Here is a 17,572-nt window from a genome sequence, read left to right on the forward strand (position 1 = left end):
TCTTGCTCGATACCAATATCGCCATCGAACTGCGTGATGGCAACGACGTCATTGCAAGGAAGGTGGCCATGTTGCCCGAACGTCCGATGTTTGGACAGATGACCCGGATCGAATTGGAGGGCGGCGTTTTTCGGAACCCGCAGTTGGTTGCCGTGCGCCGCGCCCTGCTGGATGGCTTGCTTGCGCGATTTCCGGTCATCAACCTTAACGACGACGATATTGCCAGCTATGGTCGCATTGTCGAAGCCAATGGTTTTGATCGACGCCGCATCCTCGATCGGCTGATCGCAGCCCAGGCGCTTACACGCACTGCCAGTCTGGTGACCGCCAACACGGCCGATTTTGCCGATATCGATGGGCTGAAACTGATCGCTTGGTAAAGCTTGCCGCAGCCATGTTGCAGCGCCATAACCGCCCGGCTGCGAGTCATTATTGGGGAAAAGTTTTGCGAATTGACGACTATCAGGCCGGTGAACGCGCGGCGGTCGTGGCCCCAAGGCACGACTGGACACGGCTGGAAATTGCCGCGCTGTTCGCGTTGCCGTTCGCCGATCTTCTGTATCAGGCGCAAGGCGTGCATCGCGCCGTGTTTGCCAGCAATGCCGTGCAGATGTCGCAACTGCTGTCGATCAAGACCGGCGGCTGCCCGGAAGATTGTGGCTATTGCGCCCAGGCCGCCCGTTACCAAACCGGCGTGAAGGCCGACAAGTTGATGACCGCCGCCGAAGTGGTTGCGGCGGCTGCTGCCGCGAAGGCCGGCGGCGCATCGCGGTTCTGCATGGGGGCGGCATGGCGCAGCCCGAAGGACCGCGACATGCCGCAATTGATCGAAATGGTCGCCGGCGTGCGTGCGCTCGGGTTGGAAACCTGCATGACGCTGGGGATGTTGACCGAAGGCCAGGCCCGGCAATTGGGCGAGGCCGGCCTCGATTTTTACAACCACAATATCGATACCTCGCCGGAGTTTTACGGCGATGTCGCGACCACGCGCGGCCAGGATGCGCGGCTCGACACGCTGGCGCATGTGCGCAACGCCGGCGTTTCGGTATGCTGCGGTGGCATCATCGGCATGGGCGAAAGCCGCGAAGATCGCATCGGGCTGATCCACACCCTGGCCACCATGCCGGCGCATCCGGGCAGCGTGCCGATCAACGGCCTGGTGCCGATTGCCGGCACGCCGATTGGCGATGCGGTGCTGCAACAACAGGCGCCGGCGGTCGACGGCATCGAATTCGCCCGCACCATCGCCGTGGCGCGGATCACCATGCCGCACGCCGTGGTGCGCCTTTCGGCCGGGCGTGAAGCCATGAGCGACGAGGCGCAGGCCCTGTGCTTTGTGGCCGGTGCCAATTCGATCTTTGTGGGCGATCGACTGCTCACGACCAACAACCCCGGCCGCGGCCGCGACGACGCCCTGTTCGACAAACTCGGCCTGGTGCCGATGGAGGCAATAGCATGAACATCCATGAATATCAGGCCAAGGAACTGTTGGCCAAATTTGGCGTGCCGGTGCCGGCCGGCGTGGCGGCGATGAGCGTGGAGGAGGCTGTTGCGGCCACCGAAACCCTGCCGGGGCCGCTGTATATCGTGAAGGCGCAGATCCACGCCGGCGGGCGCGGCAAGGGCAAATTCGTCGAATTGCCGCCCGAAGCCAAGGGCGGTGTGCGCCTGGCGCGCAGTGCCGATGATGTGCGGGCCGCAGCCACCGACATGCTGGGCAACACGCTGGTGACCATCCAGACCGGCGCGGCCGGCAAGCAGGTCAATCGCCTCTATGTCACCGACGGTGTGGACATTGCCAAGGAACTCTATCTGGCCATGCTGGTCGATCGTGCGACGGGGCGCATCGCCATTGTCGCCAGCACTGAAGGCGGCATGGATATCGAGGATGTGGCGCACCACCACCCCGAGAAAATTAACACCATCACCATTGATCCGGCCACCGGCGCCATGCCGCACCATGGCCGGGCCGTTGCCGCGGCGCTGAACCTGACCGGTGATCTGGCCAAGCAGGCCGAGCTGGTGACCATGAAGCTGTATGATGCGTTCGTTGGCACCGATGCCAGCCAGATGGAAATCAACCCGCTCGCCGTGACCGATGACGGGAAATTGCTGGTGCTCGATGCCAAGGTCGGGTTCGATTCCAACGCCCTGTATCGCCATCCCGATCTGCTGGCGCTGCGCGACCTGACCGAGGAAGACCCGGCCGAGGTGGAAGCCAGCAAATATGATCTGGCCTTCATCAAGCTGGACGGCAACATCGGCTGCCTGGTGAATGGTGCCGGGTTGGCGATGGCCACCATGGACATCATCAAGCTGAACGGGGCCGAGCCGGCCAACTTCCTCGATGTCGGCGGCGGTGCCGACAAGGAGAAGGTGACCAATGCCTTCAAGCTGATCCTGAAGGACCCGGCGGTGCAGGGCATTCTCGTCAACATCTTCGGCGGCATCATGCGCTGCGATATCATTGCCGAGGGCATCATCGCCGCCGCGAAGGAAGTGCAGCTTGCGGTGCCGCTGGTGGTGCGGCTGGAAGGCACCAATGTGGAACTGGGCAAGGAAATCCTCGCCAATTCCGGTCTGCCGATCGTGTCGGCCGACAATCTGGGGGATGCGGCGGCCAAGATCGTCGCCGAAGTGAAGAAGGCCGCCTGAGATGAGCATTTTGGTCAACAGCAACACCCGCGTCATCACGCAAGGGTTCACTGGCAAGCAGGGCACGTTCCACAGCGAACAGGCCATCGCCTATGGCACCAATGTCGTTGGCGGCACCGCGCCGGGCAAGGGCGGGCAGACGCATCTGGGCCTGCCGGTGTTCGATACCGTGGCGCAGGCCCGCGAAGCCACTGGCGCCGATGCCTCGGTGGTCTATGTGCCGCCGCCCGGCGCAGCTGATGCGATCTGCGAAGCCATTGCTGCGGAAATCCCGCTGGTGGTGTGCATCACCGAAGGCATTCCGGTGCTGGACATGGTCCGCGTCAAGCGGGCGCTGCAGGGCAGCAAGACGCGCCTGATCGGGCCGAACTGCCCCGGCGTGCTGACGCCGGGCGAATGCAAGATCGGCATCATGCCGGGCAATATTTTCCGCAAAGGATCGGTCGGCGTCGTGTCGCGTTCGGGCACGCTCACCTACGAAGCCGTGCACCAGACAACCAACGTGGGCCTGGGCCAGACGACCGCGGTCGGCATTGGCGGCGATCCGGTGAACGGCACCAACTTCATCGACATGCTGGAATTGTTTTTGGCCGATGATGCCACGCAAAGCATCATCATGATCGGCGAAATCGGCGGCGATGCCGAGGAAATGGCAGCCCAGTTCCTGATCGACGAAGCCAAGCGCGGCCGCAAGAAGCCGATGGTCGGCTTCATCGCCGGCACTACGGCACCGCCGGGCCGGCGCATGGGCCATGCCGGCGCCATCGTTTCGGGCGGCAAGGGCGATGCGGCATCGAAGATGGCGGCGATGGAAGCCGCCGGTATCCGCGTGTCGCCGTCGCCATCCTTGCTCGGTGAGACGTTGATCGAAGTGCTGAAAGGCTAAGTTTGTCGCAGCCGCCATGTCGGGGGAACATGGTGGCCATGCGGCAGTTTGTCATGACAGGCGGCGCGACTGCCGTTACAAAGACATGACGACGCGTTCGAGGAAGTGACGATGGATATCGAAGCCCTGCTGCCTGGCCCCGACGATCGGCCTGGGCCAAGTTGGGCACGGCCGAACTGGCCGATCCTGCCGGGCGATGATCTGACGCGCGGGCTCGACGCGGCCGCCATGTTTGCGGAGAATCCGGCAAAGGTCGCGGCGAAGGCTGCCGGGGCCGCTGCGGCTGGTGGCGCATCGCCTGCCGATGTGGCGCGCGCCGCGCAGGATTCGATCAGTGCGATGATGCTGCTGCGCACCTATCGCGTGCGCGGGCATCTCGCGGCCAATCTTGATCCGCTGGGGCTGGCAACGCGCGATCTGCCGGCCGATCTCACGCCGGGCTGGCATGGGTTCGGCCCCGATGATCTTGACCGGCCAGTGCACATGGGCGGCGCGCTCGGCCTGGAAACCTCGACGATCCGCGACCTGGTGGCGATCCTGCAGCGCAATTACTGCGGCAATGTCGGCCTGGAATATATGCACATCAACGATGTGGAGGAGCGGCGTTTCCTGCAGGAGAAGTTCGAGGGCCGCGACAAGGAAATTCACTTCACGTCCAATGGCAAGCGCGCGATTCTCAACAAATTGCTGGAAGCCGAACAGTTCGAGAAATTCCTGGGCCGCAAATATGTCGGCACCAAGCGGTTCGGCCTCGATGGCGGGGAATCGATGATCCCGGCGATGGAATCGATCATCAAGGTCGGCGGCCAGTTGGGCATCACCGAAATCGTGTTCGGCATGCCGCACCGTGGCCGGCTGAACATGCTGGCCAATGTGCTGCAGAAACCATTCCGCACCATCTTCCATGAATTTGCCGGGGGATCGTCAAACCCGGATGACGTCGGCGGGTCGGGTGATGTGAAATATCACCTGGGCACCAGCACCGATCGCGAATTCGATGGCAACAAGGTGCATCTGTCGCTGGCGCCGAACCCGTCGCACCTGGAAGCGGTGAACCCCGTGGTGCTGGGCAAGGTGCGCGCCATCCAGACCATGATCGGCGATACCAGGCGCACGCAGGTGATGCCGATCCTGCTGCATGGCGATGCGGCTTTTGCCGGGCAGGGCATCGTGGCGGAATGTTTCGGTTTTTCGGGATTGAACGGCTATAACACCGGCGGCACCATCCATTTTGTTGTGAACAACCAGGTCGGCTTCACCACTTCGCCGCAGTTTGCGCGCTCGTCGCCTTATCCGTCGGACATGGCCAAGATCGTGCAGGCACCGATTTTCCATGTGAACGGCGATGATCCCGAAGCCGTCACCTTTGCCACCAAGGTCGCCACCGAATTCCGCCAGCGCTTTGGCCGCGATGTGGTGATCGACATGTGGTGCTATCGCCGGTTCGGCCACAACGAGAGCGACGAGCCGAGCTTCACCCAGCCGCTGATGTATGCGGTGATCGGCAAGAAGCCACCGGTCAGCGAGGTTTATGCCCAGCGCCTGATCCGCGAAGGCGTGCTGGCAGAAACCGATTACAAGGGCATGATCGAGTCCTACGTGGCCATGCTCGAGGACGAATTCGAGGCGGCACCCGGCTTCAAGGCCAATGAAGCCGATTGGTTCGGCGGGCGTTGGGCCGGGCTTGGCCGGCCGAAGGAAGGCATTGCCAGCCGCCGCGCCGCGATGACGGGCGAATCGATCACCGAACTGCGCGAGATCGGCAAGGTGCTGACGACCGTGCCTGAGGGATTCAATATCCACCGCACGCTGGCGCGCGTGCTTGATGCCAAGGCCGAGATGCTGGCATCGGGTGCCAACATCGATTGGGCCACCGGCGAGGCGCTGGCGTTCGGCAGCCTGCTGCGCGATGGCTATGGCGTGCGCCTGTCGGGCCAGGATGTCGGCCGCGGCACCTTCAGCCAGCGCCATTCGGTGTGGCATGATCAGAAGGACGCCAGCCGCTACATCCCGCTGCAGGCATTGGATGCGCGGTTTGAAGTGCTGGACAGCCCGCTGTCGGAATTTGGCGTGCTGGGGTTCGAGTATGGCTATGCCGGTGCCGATCCCAAGTCTCTGGTGCTGTGGGAAGCCCAGTTCGGCGATTTCGTGAATGGTGCGCAGACCATCATCGATCAGTTCATCGTTTCGGGCGAAATCAAGTGGTTGCGCGCCAATGGTCTGGTGATGCTGCTGCCGCATGGTTATGAGGGGCAGGGGCCTGAGCACAGCTCGGCGCGCATGGAACGCTTCCTCAGCCTGTGTGCGGAGGACAATATCCAGGTCGCCAATTGCACGACGCCGGCAAATTTCTTCCATATGCTGCGCCGGCAGATGCTGCGCGATTTCCGCAAGCCATTGGTGGTGTTCACGCCGAAATCGCTGCTGCGTCACAAGCGGGCGGTGTCGACTCTGGCCGATATGGGGCCGGGCACGAGCTTCCATCGCTGCCTGGATGATATCGCGCCGTGCGCTCCCGAAAAGATCCGCCGCCTGGTGCTGTGCAGCGGCAAGGTCTATTTCGATCTGCTCGATGCGCGTGAAAAGGAACAGCGCGACGATGTCTATCTGTTGCGGGTCGAGCAGATCTATCCCTTCCCCGGCGATGTGATCGCTGATTATGCCGCGAAATTCCCTAACTTGAGCCAGGTGGTGTGGGCCCAGGAAGAGCCGCAGAACGGCGGCGCCTGGACGTTCGTGGCGCCGTTGATCGAGGCCGAATTGGGCCGCCGGCCGCTTTATGCCGGCCGTGCGCCTGCGGCTGCGACCGCGACGGGCCTGTTGAAACGCCACAATGCCGAACAGGCCAAGCTGGTCGCCGAAGCGCTGGGTGCCAGCGATGCCGAAATCACTGCCGCGATCCGCAGCGGCGTGGCTGATAGTTGAGAAAGCAAAGACCATGGCCGTTGACGTTGTTGTGCCCGCTCTGGGCGAATCCATCACCGAAGCCAGCGTTGGCCAGTGGCTGAAGGCGCCCGGCGAAGCGGTGGCGGCCGATGAGCCGATTGTCGCGCTGGAGACGGACAAGGTGGCGGTGGAAGTGCCATCGCCGGTCGCCGGCGTGATGGGTGAGCAGTTGTTCCAGCCCGGTGACACGGTGACGGTCGGTGCGCTGATCGCGCGGATCGAAGCGGGCACCGCGGTGGCGAGTGCGCCGCCGGCAGCGCCAGCAGTGACAGTGGAAGCGGTGGTGCCCGAACTGGCAGCATCGGATGCAATGATTGCCACTGGCCATGCTGCTGAGGTTGCAGCGACGCATGAAGCGATCAGCCCGGCGGTGCGCGGCCTGATCGACAGCTATAATCTTGATCCGGGCAGCATCAGCGGCACCGGCAAGGATGGCCGGCTGACCAAGGGCGATGTGCTGGCTGCGATCGAGGCGGGCACGGCGAAGGTGAAGGCAGGCCCACCCCCGGCCCCTCCCGCAAGCGGGAGGGGAGCAGAAGTGGCTGTCGCGCCAGCGGCGCGCCGCGAGGAGCGGGTGCGGATGTCGCGTCTGCGCCAGACCATCGCGCGCCGCCTGAAGGAAGCGCAGAACACCGCTGCCATGCTGACCACGTTCAACGATGTGGACATGAGCGCGGTGATCGAGGCGCGTGCCCGCTACAAGGATCTGTTCGAGAAGAAACATGGCATTCGCCTGGGGTTCATGTCCTTCTTTGCCAAGGCCGTGGTGCTGGCGCTGAATGATGTGCCGTCGGTGGGCGCCGCGCTGGAAGGCGACGAGATCGTCTACAAGGATTATGCCGATCTTGGCGTTGCGGTATCCTCCCCCGGCGGGCTGGTGGTGCCGATCGTGAAGGACGCGCAGGCCAAGAGCTTTGCTGCGATCGAGAAGGAAATCGCCGATTTCGGCAAGCGCGCCCAGGCCGGCACGCTGAAGCTGGAGGATATGCAGGGCGGCAATTTCACCATCTCCAACGGCGGGGTGTTCGGTTCGCTGCTGTCCACGCCGATCCTGAATCCGCCGCAATCGGGTGTGCTCGGCCTGCACCGCATCGAGGACCGGCCCGTGGTGCGCGACGGCGCCATCGTGGTCCGCCCGATGATGTACATGGCGCTGAGCTATGACCATCGCCTGATCGATGGACGTGAAGCGGTGACGTTCCTGGTGCGCGTGAAAGAGGCGATCGAAGACCCGGCTCGGCTGCTGATCGACCTGTGATGGACACAATACATCGAAAAGGGTAGAATATTTTTCTACCATGGAGATGGCCATGCAATTGAATATCAAGAATCCGGAAGTGGTCCGCATGGCCCACGAGCTTGCGGCCGTGTCCGGCAAGAGCGTCACATCCGTGGTGAAGGACGCACTGGCGGCTGCGATGGCCCGGCAATCTGTTCCGGCTGCGGAGGATCATCAAGCCCGGCTGGAAAAGGTCCTCGCACTCACGGCGGCATGGCGGGCAGCACAGCCCAAGCCTCTGCCAACGCAAGCGCAACTGGATGCCTGGATGTATGATGAAGACGGCTTGCCGCGATGATCGTGGACAGTTCGGCGCTGCTTGCCATCCTGCTCGGTGAGCCGGAAGCGCGGTCATTTGCCGACATCATTCTGGCCGCAAAGCAACGGTCACTGCCAGCATCAGCCTATGTGGAAATCAGCCTGAAGCTCGACCGGGGGCGCCGGTTGGATGCTGATCCGGTGCTTGATCAGACTTTGACGGGTCTGGGTCTGGCCATCGAACCCCTGACCGCAATGCAGGCGCGACTGGCGCGACAGGCCTTCAACCGATTTGGCAATGGCAACGGCAATGGTGGGCCGCTCAATTTCGGCGATTGCCTTGTCTATGCCACGGCCCGCCATCTGAACCTTCCGCTGTTGTTCAAGGGCAATGATTTCGCCCAAACTGACGTTACCCCGGCACTGCCGGCAGGAGAAATCGCATGAGTGATTATGATGTTGTCGTCATCGGCGGCGGCCCTGGTGGTTATGTCGCTGCCATTCGCGCCGCGCAGCATGGCCTGAAGGTGGCCTGCATCGAAAAGCGTGCCGCGCTGGGCGGCACCTGCCTGAATGTGGGTTGCATCCCCTCCAAGGCGCTGTTGAATGGCAGCCACCATTATGAGGAACTGGCCGGCGGACACCTGACCAAATTCGGTGTGAAGGCCGACAATGTGTCCTTCGATCTTTCGGTGCTGTTGTCCGAAAAGGACAAGGCGGTGAAGGAACTGACCGGCGGCATCGCCATGTTGTTCAAGAAGAACAAGGTGGAATGGATCAAGGGCGAAGCCAGCTTCATCGATGCCAAATCAGTGGCTGTCGGGGATCGCACCATCACCGCGAAGAATTTCATCATTGCCACCGGTTCGGAAGTGGCGCTGCTGCCCGGTATCGCGCCGGACGGGGAAGTGATCATCACTTCTACCGAAGCGCTGGATCTGCCCAAGGTGCCTGGCCATCTGGTGGTGATCGGCGGCGGCTACATCGGGCTGGAAATGGGCAGCGTCTGGCGGCGGCTCGGCGCGAAGGTGACGGTGGTGGAATATGCACCGCGCATCGTGCCGGCGATGGACATCGAGGTTGCCGACGCCTTTGCAAAGATATTGAAGAAACAGGGCCTTGACCTGAAGACTTCAACCAAGGTGGTGAGCGTGGCGCGGGATGGCGCCGGCGCAGTGGTGACGGTGGAGCCGGCGGCGGGCGGTATGGCCGAGACCATCGCTGCCGATATCGTGCTGCTGTCGATCGGTCGCCGGCCCAACACCGATGGCCTCAATCTGGCCGCGGCCGGGCTGGCGGTGGATGCGAAGGGCCGCGTGCCCATCGACCATCATTTCGCCACGAAGGTGCCCGGCATCTGGGCGATCGGCGATGTGGTGGAAGGCCCGATGCTGGCGCACAAGGCCGAGGATGAAGGCCTGGCCTGCGCCGACAATATCGCCGGTCTGGCCGGCTATGTGAACCATGCCGTGATCCCGGCGGTGGTCTACACCCACCCGGAAGTCGGCACCGTCGGCAAGACCGAAGAGGAATTGAAGGCCGAAGGTGTCGCCTATAAATCCGGCAAATTCCTGTTCGCCGCCAACAGCCGCGCCAAGACCAACCGCGATACCGATGGCTTTGTGAAAGTGCTGGCCGATGCCAAGACCGACCGCGTGCTGGGTGTGCACATCATCGGCGCACTGGCCGGCACGATGATCGCCCAGGCCGCGCAGGCGATGGAATTTGGCGCGTCTTCAGAAGATATTGCCCTGACGTGCCATGCGCATCCGACACATTCGGAGGCGTTGAAGGAGGCAGCGATGGCCGTTACCGGAAAACCGATCCACATGTGATGACGGCCGGCAGGCAAGCTGCTAGCTTCCGGCAATCCAGGGCGAAAGGTCGGCTTCCGTGCCGACCAATGCCAGACCGTGGGCGATCGACGTGAGTTCGCTGCCGGTGGCGATGCAATCCGCACCGAAGCGCGCATCGAACATCGCCCGAACCGCCGGGATCAGGGAAGACCCGCCGGTCAGGAACACTCGATCGATATCATTGGCTGCCAAGCTGGCCCTTGCCAGCGCTTCATTCAACGTCTGCTCGATCCGCTGGAGATCAGGCGCTATCCAGGCTTCGAAATCGACCCGCCGCACCTCGGCGGCAATCGTCAGGCCGCCGCCTTCAAAGCGGAACGCAGCACGATCTTCGGCCGACAAGGCGCGTTTCAGGGCGCCGACTGCATCGTAAAGGGCAAACCCCTGTTCATGTTCGATGAACAGGATCATCCGGCCGATGGCTGCTGGGTCCAGCGCCGTGCGCTGTAACCGCCTGAGTTCGTCGAGCGTGCGGCGGTTGCGCATCAAGGCCAGACGCGACCAGTCGGCAAAGTCGGCAAACCAGCCACCCGGAATGTCCAGCGTCTTACCGAACGAGCGGTACAGGCCGCCCTTGCCGAGCATCGGCAGCACCAGATTGTCGACGATTCGCTGATCGAACCGGTCGCCTGCGATCCCGATGCCGGCGGCACCCAGCGGCGTGCAGCGCTGCGGGGTGCCCGGTTCGGCCACACGAACAACCGAGAAATCCGTGGTGCCGCCGCCAAAATCGGCGACCAGCACGGTCGCCGGTTCGGCAAGCCGCGCCGCATAGCTGAATGCTGCCGCAAGTGGTTCATAGACATAATGAAGTTCGGCACCAAAGCCCTGCAGCATGGCATCATATCGCCGGCGGGCGAGGGCCGCATCAGGCTGAGCGCCGGCATATTCCACCGGCCGGCCCACAATCACGCGGCGCGGTCGATCATCAAGCTGCCCGCCGGCATGCTGGACAAGCAGGTTCAGAAACAGCCGGCCCAGATCTTCAAACGCAAACGGTTTGTTGAAGATTGTCGCCCGATCGAACAGCGGGTTGGCCGCCACCGTTTTGAAAGACTGGAGGAAGCGACTGTCAGACGGCGCGCGCAGATATTCGGCAATGGCCCACGGGCCGGCTTCGCAGGCAAGTCCACGCGCGGCAGCCTCATCCTCCCAGAAACACAGCGCGGACCGGAACACCGCCGTCGTGCCGTTTGGGCCCGCAAAGTCGATCAGTTGTGGGCCGCCGGCACTGCCCGCCAGCGCCACAACGCTGTTGGTGGTGCCAAAATCAAGCCCGACCGCGCCTGCGCTGTCGCTTTTCATCTGTGTCTCCTGCCTCGCGATGCAGGCGGGCGGTGCTATGGCAGTGGCATCGGTCCGGATCAATGGGCGGCAAGCTTCCCAAGAGGGTGACGGGCGCAACCCACGCCGCTACAGCCGAACCATGCTCTCTCTTCGCACCACCCGCACGGTTCGCTGGCTTCATCTGTGGGGCGGCGTGATCATCGGCATTCAGATCATCCTGTGGGTGGCATCCGGCCTGGTGATGGTGGTGCGGCCGTTGGACGAGGTGCGCGGCACGACGCTGCGGCGGGATATGCCGACGTTGATCGTGCCGGCCGGGTTGCCGGCACTGCAGGGCGTGGAAAAGCTGGAGCTTGGCCAGTTGCTCGGCAAGCCGGTGTGGAAGCTGACGGACGGGCAGGGCAAGCGGTTGCTCGACGCGGCCTCTGGCCAAGCAATCCGCATAACGCCAGCACAGGCCGAAGCCATCGCACGGGCGGGAACGTCGCTCTCCGGACCGGCGACCATCACGGCCATCACGCCGGCCAAGCCGGCCAGCGACTGGCGGGAAACGACCGGATACCGGGTGGAATTTGCCGACGACACCCGTGTCTATATCACCACGCAGGGTGACATTGGCGCGGTACGCACGCCATGGTGGCGGTTTTATGATCTGTTCTGGGGCCTGCACATCATGGATTGGCAGGATCGGGATAACACGCACGGGCCGGTGATCATCGCCTCGACCTTGCTGGCGTTGGGCGTCGTGCTGACCGGCGCGCTGCTGACCGTGCGGCATTTCTGGCGGCGCCGCTGATGGCCACGCTCCCGCTTCCGCCGCTGGAACCCTTGCTGCCCGTGCTCGACATGGCCGGCGTCGCGGTGTTTGCGGTGTCGGGCGCACTGGCGGCGGCGCGGATCAAGCAGACGATCGTGACCTTCGCGTTTTTTGCGGCGGTCACCGGCATCGGCGGCGGCACGTTGCGCGATTTGCTGATCGGCGCGCCGGTGTTCTGGGTGGGGCGATCGGATTATCTCGGCATTTGCCTGGTGGCGGCGGCCGCGGTGTGGCTGCTGCGCGCGGATCGCTGGCGGATGAACGCGCTGCTGTGGTTCGATGCGGTCGGGCTGGGCGCCTATGCCGTGCTCGGGGCCGCCAAGGCGCTGAATTATGGCGTGCCGGCGCTGCCATCGGTGGTGATGGGTGTGCTCACGGCCAGCTTTGGCGGCATCGTGCGCGATCTGCTGGCCGGTGAGCCTTCGATATTGCTGCGCAAGGAAATCTATGTGTCCGCGGCTGCGTTGGGGGCGGGGACTTATGTCGGGCTGACGCTGCTTGGGCTGGGCCTGTGGCCGGCGGCGCTGTTGGGGGCGGCCGCCGGTTTTGGCTTGCGCGGGCTGGCCATCAGCACCGGTCTGGCGCTGCCGGGCTATCGCGACGATTGAACGGCGGCGGCGAGTTTCGCAAGATTGTCCGTACTGGCGCGCGCCGCAGCCGGGCGCGGGCTGCCGGCAGCGGCGCATTCGAGGCAGGCGGCCTGCATGGTGGCGCCCTGGCCGGAGGCGAGGAAGGCGAAATCGGCCATGCTGCTGAGCAGCCGCTGGCGGGAAGCGAGCAGCAACCGCGCCCATGGGTCGCGCGCCTGTTGTTCCGTTTCGCTGCCGCCAAAGCTCTTGAGTGCCTTCACCCAGGCCGGTTCGGGCTTTTCGATGTTGATCACCCGCACATCGCCCTTGATGCCGGCGCGGCGCGCTGCGGCAGCGATGGCAGCGTCCAGCCCGCCCAGATTATCGACCAGCTTCAGCCGCTTCGCTTCGGTGCCGGCCCAGACACGGCCCTGGGCAATGCTGTCAACCTCGGCCGGGGGCAGCTTGCGGGCCTCGGCGACGATGGTGATGAAGCGGCGATATGTGTCCTCCACCCCCATTTGCAGCACGGTGCGCACTTCGGGTGACAGGCCGGCGACCACATCGGGCTCACCGCTGTAGGGCGTGGTTTTCACGCCGTCGCTGTTGATGCCCAATTCATTCAGCGCGCGCGGGAAGCTCGGCAGGATGGCGAACACGCCAATCGAGCCGGTGATCGTCGATGGCTGCGCGAAAATCTCGTCGGCCGCCGTGCCCACCCAATAGCCGCCACTGGCCGCCACCGGGCCGAAACTGGCCACCACCGGCAGGCCATCGGCCTTGGCCGCCAGCAGCGCGGCACGGATTTCTTCGGAGGCCGTCACCGACCCGCCGCCGGAATCCACCCGCACCACCAGCGCCTTGATCCCGGCATTTTCATCGAGCGCCTGCTCCAGCGCCTGCCGAATGGTGGTGCTGCCGGCGGTACCGCGCGGTGCTTCGCCATCGACAATGCTGCCGCTGACATAGACGACGCCGACCGCGTCACCGCTGGTCTTGTCCTTGCCCGCCGTGGCGCCGAGATAATCGGTCAACGAAACACCGGAATAATGACCCCAATATTTCAGCTCCCCTTCGCCGACCAGCTTGACCATCGCGGCATCGAATTCATCACGGCTGGCGAGTTGATCGACCAGCTTGGCGTCCAGCGCTGCGCGGGCGCCGTCGCCGCCAGCTTGGCCGATCCGCTGCGGCAATTGCGTGATATAGGACGGCACATCGGCCGCCGGGCGCAGCCGTTTCACATCGGCCAGCCAACTGTTCCACAGGCTGTCGGCCAGCGCCTGATCGGCGGCCTTGGCTTCGGGCGAGGCCGAGGCGCGGGTGTAGGGCTCCACGAAGCTCTTGTAGGTGCCGACCCGAAAGACGTTGACGTCGATCTGCAATTTTTCGAGCGCGCGGGCGAAATAGAGGCGTGACCCGCCGGGGCCGGCGAAGATCACCCCGCCCAAGGGGTTCAGCCAGATGCGGCTGGCGCCGGCGGCAAGCAGCCAACTGTCATCGCTGTAGGCTGTGGCCCAGGCGTGCACTGGCTTTCCGCTCTTGCGGAAACGGGCGATTGCGTCGCTGACCGCGACAACATTGGCCTGACCGCCGCCAAAAAACAGATCAAGATCCAGCACCAGTGCCTTGATGCGCGAATCGCCGGCCGCCCGATCGATGCCGCGCACCAGATCACGCAGTTGCACTTCGCTGGTGACATTACCGCTGACCGTGTCGAGCGGCGATGTTTCGCTGCCCTGATCGACGATGGCGCCATCCAGCGAGACCACCAGTGCCGCGCCATTGGGGATCGCGGCGGGAGTGGCGCCCGAAAGCGCCGCCGATACGGCAATGAAGAAAATCGCGAGCAGGGCGAGGACAAGCAGATCCTTGATGCCGACAATGATACGCCAGATCAGACCAAGTGTTTTCAAGTGGACGCGCCTTCGCAACCGGTTAAGCCCAGTGCTCTAGCAGGCCCCTACGCCCGGGAGCAACTGGCGCGCGCACCATGCCGCAGTGGCGGCACGTCCCCGTGATCAGCTGGGCTGGAAGCTGAGATCGATCAGCTTTGCGGACGACGCGCGGCAGGTGGCCGGCGCTGGATGCGTGTCATCCGGCCAACTGGCCTCCAGCGGCAACTGGAATTGCCAATCGTTGCCGCGCTGGCTTGCGTCGACACTGCCGAGCAGCCGGATCGATTTGCCGCCGGTGGCGCCGATCTGGCGTGCCGCTTCTTCGACACACTGGCGAAACGCCGGTTGCGCGGCGCGCGGCACCACATCAGATCCAATGTTGATGGTGGCCGATTGCGGGCTGGTTTTTGCCGGATCGGCCTTGCGCCCCTTGGATGCCAGGAGGGCCAGCAAGCCAGCGGCCACGGCAACCCCGGCAATCACTGCGCCAGTGGATGGGCCATTGTTGCCGGCATTGTTGCCATTGCGGGTTTCAAATTCGGCCCGACAGCCGCGATTGACCCAAATATAGCCGCGCGAATAACCCCAACTGCGGCCCTTTCGGCAATCGCCTGCGATAACCCGGGACAGGCGCACGCCGCCAGCGGTATCGGCATTGCAACGGGCATAGCGGTAATTCCAGCTTTCGCAGCGGATATTGCCGCCCGCGCCATTGTTCCAGCCGCCATTATTGCCGCCCCAACCACCGTTGTTGCTGCCATTGCCGTTGCCCCAACCGCCATTGTTGCCAGACGGCCATTGTTGAGCCTGCGCCAGGCCGCCAGGGCCGGCGGCCAGCATGCAGACGGCGATCAGGGCGATCGTACGGTGCGGGCGCACGGCGTTCAGCGCCCCAGCACGTCGAAGGCGGCGCGGCAGCCACCATTCACCCAGATGAAACCGGCCTCCCAGCCCCAAGTGCGGCCCTGGCGGCAATCACCGGCCAGCACGCGATTCAGCCGCACTTGCCTGGCCCGCGGGATCGGGCAGCGTGCCTGCTGATAATTCCAACTCTGGCAATTTATGGTGGCGATGGCTTGCCCGCCCCCGCCCCCGCCCCCGCCCCCGCCCCCGAAACCACCGCCATTGCCGCCGCTGCCGCCCCAGCCGCTGGAACCCAGCCGGACTTCGAAATCGGCACGGCAGCCGTTGCGCACATAGATGGCGCGGCGATCCCAGCGCCAGGTGGCGCCATCGCGGCAATCCCCGGCGATCACGCGCGTGATCCGCGCGCTGCCGATATTGCCGCGTACCGGGCATTGCTGATCACGATAATTCCAGCTTTCGCAACGCAGCGACTGCACGCCGCCATTGCCCCCGCCGACCGTCCATTCGCCGCCGCCCAGGCCCCAGCCATTGTTGGAATCGATGCGGAAAACCGCCCGGCAACCGTTGCGAACGCGGATGACGCGGCCATCGTGGATCCAGCTTTGCCCTTCAACGCAATTGCCGCCCCTCACCCTCAGCAGTTGCACCCGCACCGCACCGGGCGCGGGGCACGAGGCTTCACGGTAATTCCAGCTTTCGCAGGTGACTTCCTGCCAGTTCCGGGCCGCAGCCGGCGCAGCGGGCAGGGCGATGGCCAGGCCCGAACCCAGCAGGGATGTGGCAGTCAAGATCGATATGGCCCGCATCACATTCCCCCCGTTTCAAGGCCTCAATGCCCATTTCTTGTGATTTTGATGCTGAAAGAGCAGCAGGCAAAGTCCACATAAGTAAGAGGCGTGCTGCCCGACACGAAAATATTGACGATGACTGTTATGTCCAAAGGCGAACGCCTTGCGCGCCGGCCTGTTCGACGGTGAACTGCCACGCCACGCGGCCCGATCGTGCGCCGCGGGCCATCGCCCAGGCCAGAGCGGCAGCCGGATCAAAGGCCAGGCCATGGGCATCGGCATAGGCCCGGCACATCGCCAGATATTGCGCCTGATCGCAGGGGTGAAAGCCCAGGCGCAGGCCAAACCGATCGGCCAGCGCCAGATGATCATCGGCCACATCGCGCGGGTTGATCGCGTCACCTTCATTTTCCTGGCTGGATCGCGGCACCAGATGGCGGCGATTGCTGGTGACGATCAGGCGGACATGATCGGGCCGCGCCTGAATACCGCCATCCAGCAAGGATCGCAGGGCATGGACTTCGCCGGCATCGGCACCCAGCGAGACATCATCAAGGAAGAGCAGGAACGCCCGGTCGGCGCTGGCCAGTTCGCGGAACAGCGCGGGCAGGCTGGGCAGCGCCGGCAGCATGACCTGCACCAGCGCCAGATCATGGCCCGATGCCAGCAGATCAGTCACCACGCTGCGCACCAGGCTGGATTTGCCCATGCCGCGGGCCCCCCACAGCAGCACATCATGGGCGGGCAGGCGGCGCGCGTGGCGGCGGGCGTTTTCCAGCAGATCGTGCGCCTGGGCTGCGACGCCCTGATAAAGCGCCAGTGGTGTGGTGCGGGCCGGGGGCAGGGCCTGCAGCCCATTGCCGTCCCAGCCAAACCAATGGCCGTGGGTGGGGTCGGCCGCCGCAGCGGGAGAGGGTGACAGACGCTCCAGGGCGGCGGCGATGCGGTTGAGCATTTGGGCGGTTGTGTCCATGAGCCTGCGTTAGCCAATGGCGGCCGTGATGGGAACCGGGTCCATCCGCCGTGGTTGCGCGGTTGCCGGCAAGCCGCTAGAGCGCGTGCGACGAGGCCGTTTGGCCGATTTTTCCGAGAGTGAGACGATGATTTTTGCAACCCCGGCCTATGCGCAGACGGCAGGCGCTGCCGCTGCTGGTGGCACTGCCGCCCTGATCGGTTTTTTGCCATACCTTGCGATCTTCGGCATTTTCTATTTCCTGATCATCCGCCCGCAACAACGCCGGGTGAAGGATCACCGCGCGATGGTTGATGGCGTCAAGAAGGGCGACGATGTCGTTACTGGTGGCGGTATCATCGGCAAGGCGATCCGGGTGACCGACACCGAAGTGGAGGTTGAGGCGAGCCCGACCGTGAAATTCCGCGTGCTGAAATCCACGCTGGTCGATGTGAAACCGCGCGGCCTGGCTGCCGCCGCCAACGACACCGTTTCCTTGGGCAAGGAATAAGCC

Annotated in this window: 17 protein-coding genes; 12 read left to right on the forward strand and 5 right to left on the reverse strand. The window is 64.1% G+C overall.

Annotated elements, in window-relative coordinates; all coding sequences use genetic code 11:
* Positions 1 to 2: 2 nt before the first annotated feature.
* From ACTIEZ_RS14325 to lpdA, 9 genes are all read left to right on the forward strand, one after another.
* Positions 3 to 380, forward strand: coding sequence for a PIN domain-containing protein (locus tag ACTIEZ_RS14325; protein WP_439547366.1), 378 nt, complete (start codon positions 3 to 5; stop codon positions 378 to 380).
* A gap of 65 nt (positions 381 to 445) precedes the next feature.
* Positions 446 to 1,459: a biotin synthase BioB gene (gene bioB / locus ACTIEZ_RS14330; RefSeq protein WP_439547367.1), complete on the forward strand. Its 1,014-nt coding sequence runs from the start codon at positions 446 to 448 to the stop codon at positions 1,457 to 1,459.
* Complete coding sequence (gene sucC / locus ACTIEZ_RS14335; protein ID WP_439547368.1) at positions 1,456 to 2,655, forward strand: ADP-forming succinate--CoA ligase subunit beta; 1,200 nt, start codon at positions 1,456 to 1,458, stop codon at positions 2,653 to 2,655. Before bioB ends, sucC begins: the two co-directional genes overlap by 4 nt.
* A gap of 1 nt (position 2,656) precedes the next feature.
* Complete coding sequence (sucD, locus tag ACTIEZ_RS14340; protein WP_439547369.1) at positions 2,657 to 3,541, forward strand: succinate--CoA ligase subunit alpha; 885 nt, start codon at positions 2,657 to 2,659, stop codon at positions 3,539 to 3,541.
* A gap of 111 nt (positions 3,542 to 3,652) precedes the next feature.
* Entirely contained in the window at positions 3,653 to 6,466 is a 2,814-nt protein-coding gene (locus tag ACTIEZ_RS14345; protein WP_439547370.1) for a 2-oxoglutarate dehydrogenase E1 component, read from the forward strand.
* 13 nt (positions 6,467 to 6,479) lie between these two features.
* The gene (gene odhB, locus ACTIEZ_RS14350) at positions 6,480 to 7,745 is read left to right on the forward strand and encodes a 2-oxoglutarate dehydrogenase complex dihydrolipoyllysine-residue succinyltransferase (protein ID WP_439547371.1); all 1,266 of its coding nucleotides are present in this window, start codon (positions 6,480 to 6,482) and stop codon (positions 7,743 to 7,745) included.
* Positions 7,746 to 7,797: 52 nt separating this feature from the next.
* Positions 7,798 to 8,064, forward strand: coding sequence for a type II toxin-antitoxin system VapB family antitoxin (locus ACTIEZ_RS14355; protein WP_439547372.1), 267 nt, complete (start codon positions 7,798 to 7,800; stop codon positions 8,062 to 8,064).
* Positions 8,061 to 8,471, forward strand: coding sequence for a type II toxin-antitoxin system VapC family toxin (locus ACTIEZ_RS14360; protein WP_439547373.1), 411 nt, complete (start codon positions 8,061 to 8,063; stop codon positions 8,469 to 8,471). The genes ACTIEZ_RS14355 and ACTIEZ_RS14360 overlap by 4 nt, the downstream gene beginning before the upstream one ends.
* Positions 8,468 to 9,859 carry a dihydrolipoyl dehydrogenase gene (lpdA, locus tag ACTIEZ_RS14365; protein ID WP_439547374.1) on the forward strand — a complete coding sequence of 464 codons (1,392 nt, stop codon included), beginning with the start codon at positions 8,468 to 8,470 and terminating at the stop codon, positions 9,857 to 9,859. The genes ACTIEZ_RS14360 and lpdA overlap by 4 nt, the downstream gene beginning before the upstream one ends.
* A 21-nt stretch (positions 9,860 to 9,880) precedes the next feature.
* Here the strand turns inward: lpdA and ACTIEZ_RS14370 are convergent, their stop codons facing one another.
* Positions 9,881 to 11,185 carry an Hsp70 family protein gene (locus tag ACTIEZ_RS14370; protein WP_439547375.1) on the reverse strand — a complete coding sequence of 435 codons (1,305 nt, stop codon included), beginning with the start codon at positions 11,183 to 11,185 and terminating at the stop codon, positions 9,881 to 9,883.
* Between the two features lie 121 nt (positions 11,186 to 11,306).
* Between ACTIEZ_RS14370 and ACTIEZ_RS14375 the strand changes: the two genes are divergently transcribed.
* Both ACTIEZ_RS14375 and ACTIEZ_RS14380 read left to right on the forward strand, forming a co-directional pair.
* A complete protein-coding gene (locus ACTIEZ_RS14375) occupies positions 11,307 to 11,963 on the forward strand; it encodes a hypothetical protein (protein ID WP_439547376.1) in 657 nt (218 codons plus the stop codon).
* Positions 11,963 to 12,592, forward strand: a complete 630-nt coding sequence (locus ACTIEZ_RS14380) for a trimeric intracellular cation channel family protein (protein ID WP_439547377.1) — start codon at positions 11,963 to 11,965, stop codon at positions 12,590 to 12,592. Before ACTIEZ_RS14375 ends, ACTIEZ_RS14380 begins: the two co-directional genes overlap by 1 nt.
* Here ACTIEZ_RS14380 and sppA read toward each other — a convergent pair.
* From sppA to ACTIEZ_RS14400, 4 genes are all read right to left on the reverse strand, one after another.
* Positions 12,577 to 14,469: a signal peptide peptidase SppA gene (gene sppA, locus ACTIEZ_RS14385; protein ID WP_439547378.1), complete on the reverse strand. Its 1,893-nt coding sequence runs from the start codon at positions 14,467 to 14,469 to the stop codon at positions 12,577 to 12,579. The two genes, ACTIEZ_RS14380 and sppA, sit on opposite strands and share 16 nt — an antisense overlap.
* A gap of 105 nt (positions 14,470 to 14,574) precedes the next feature.
* Positions 14,575 to 15,330: a DUF3011 domain-containing protein gene (locus ACTIEZ_RS14390; RefSeq protein ID WP_439547379.1), complete on the reverse strand. Its 756-nt coding sequence runs from the start codon at positions 15,328 to 15,330 to the stop codon at positions 14,575 to 14,577.
* Positions 15,331 to 15,335: 5 nt separating this feature from the next.
* On the reverse strand, positions 15,336 to 16,106 hold the full coding sequence (locus ACTIEZ_RS14395; protein WP_439547380.1) for a DUF3011 domain-containing protein: 771 nt from the start codon (positions 16,104 to 16,106) through the stop codon (positions 15,336 to 15,338).
* 142 nt (positions 16,107 to 16,248) lie between these two features.
* Positions 16,249 to 17,079, reverse strand: a complete 831-nt coding sequence (locus tag ACTIEZ_RS14400; RefSeq protein ID WP_439547381.1) for a DUF815 domain-containing protein — start codon at positions 17,077 to 17,079, stop codon at positions 16,249 to 16,251.
* Positions 17,080 to 17,209: 130 nt separating this feature from the next.
* Here ACTIEZ_RS14400 and yajC point away from each other — a divergent pair, with 130 nt between their 5' ends.
* Positions 17,210 to 17,569: a preprotein translocase subunit YajC gene (gene yajC / locus ACTIEZ_RS14405; RefSeq protein WP_439547412.1), complete on the forward strand. Its 360-nt coding sequence runs from the start codon at positions 17,210 to 17,212 to the stop codon at positions 17,567 to 17,569.
* Positions 17,570 to 17,572: the final 3 nt, after the last annotated feature.

The organism is Sandarakinorhabdus sp. (assembly GCF_051860625.1).
GTDB lineage: Bacteria > Pseudomonadota > Alphaproteobacteria > Sphingomonadales > Sphingomonadaceae > Sandarakinorhabdus.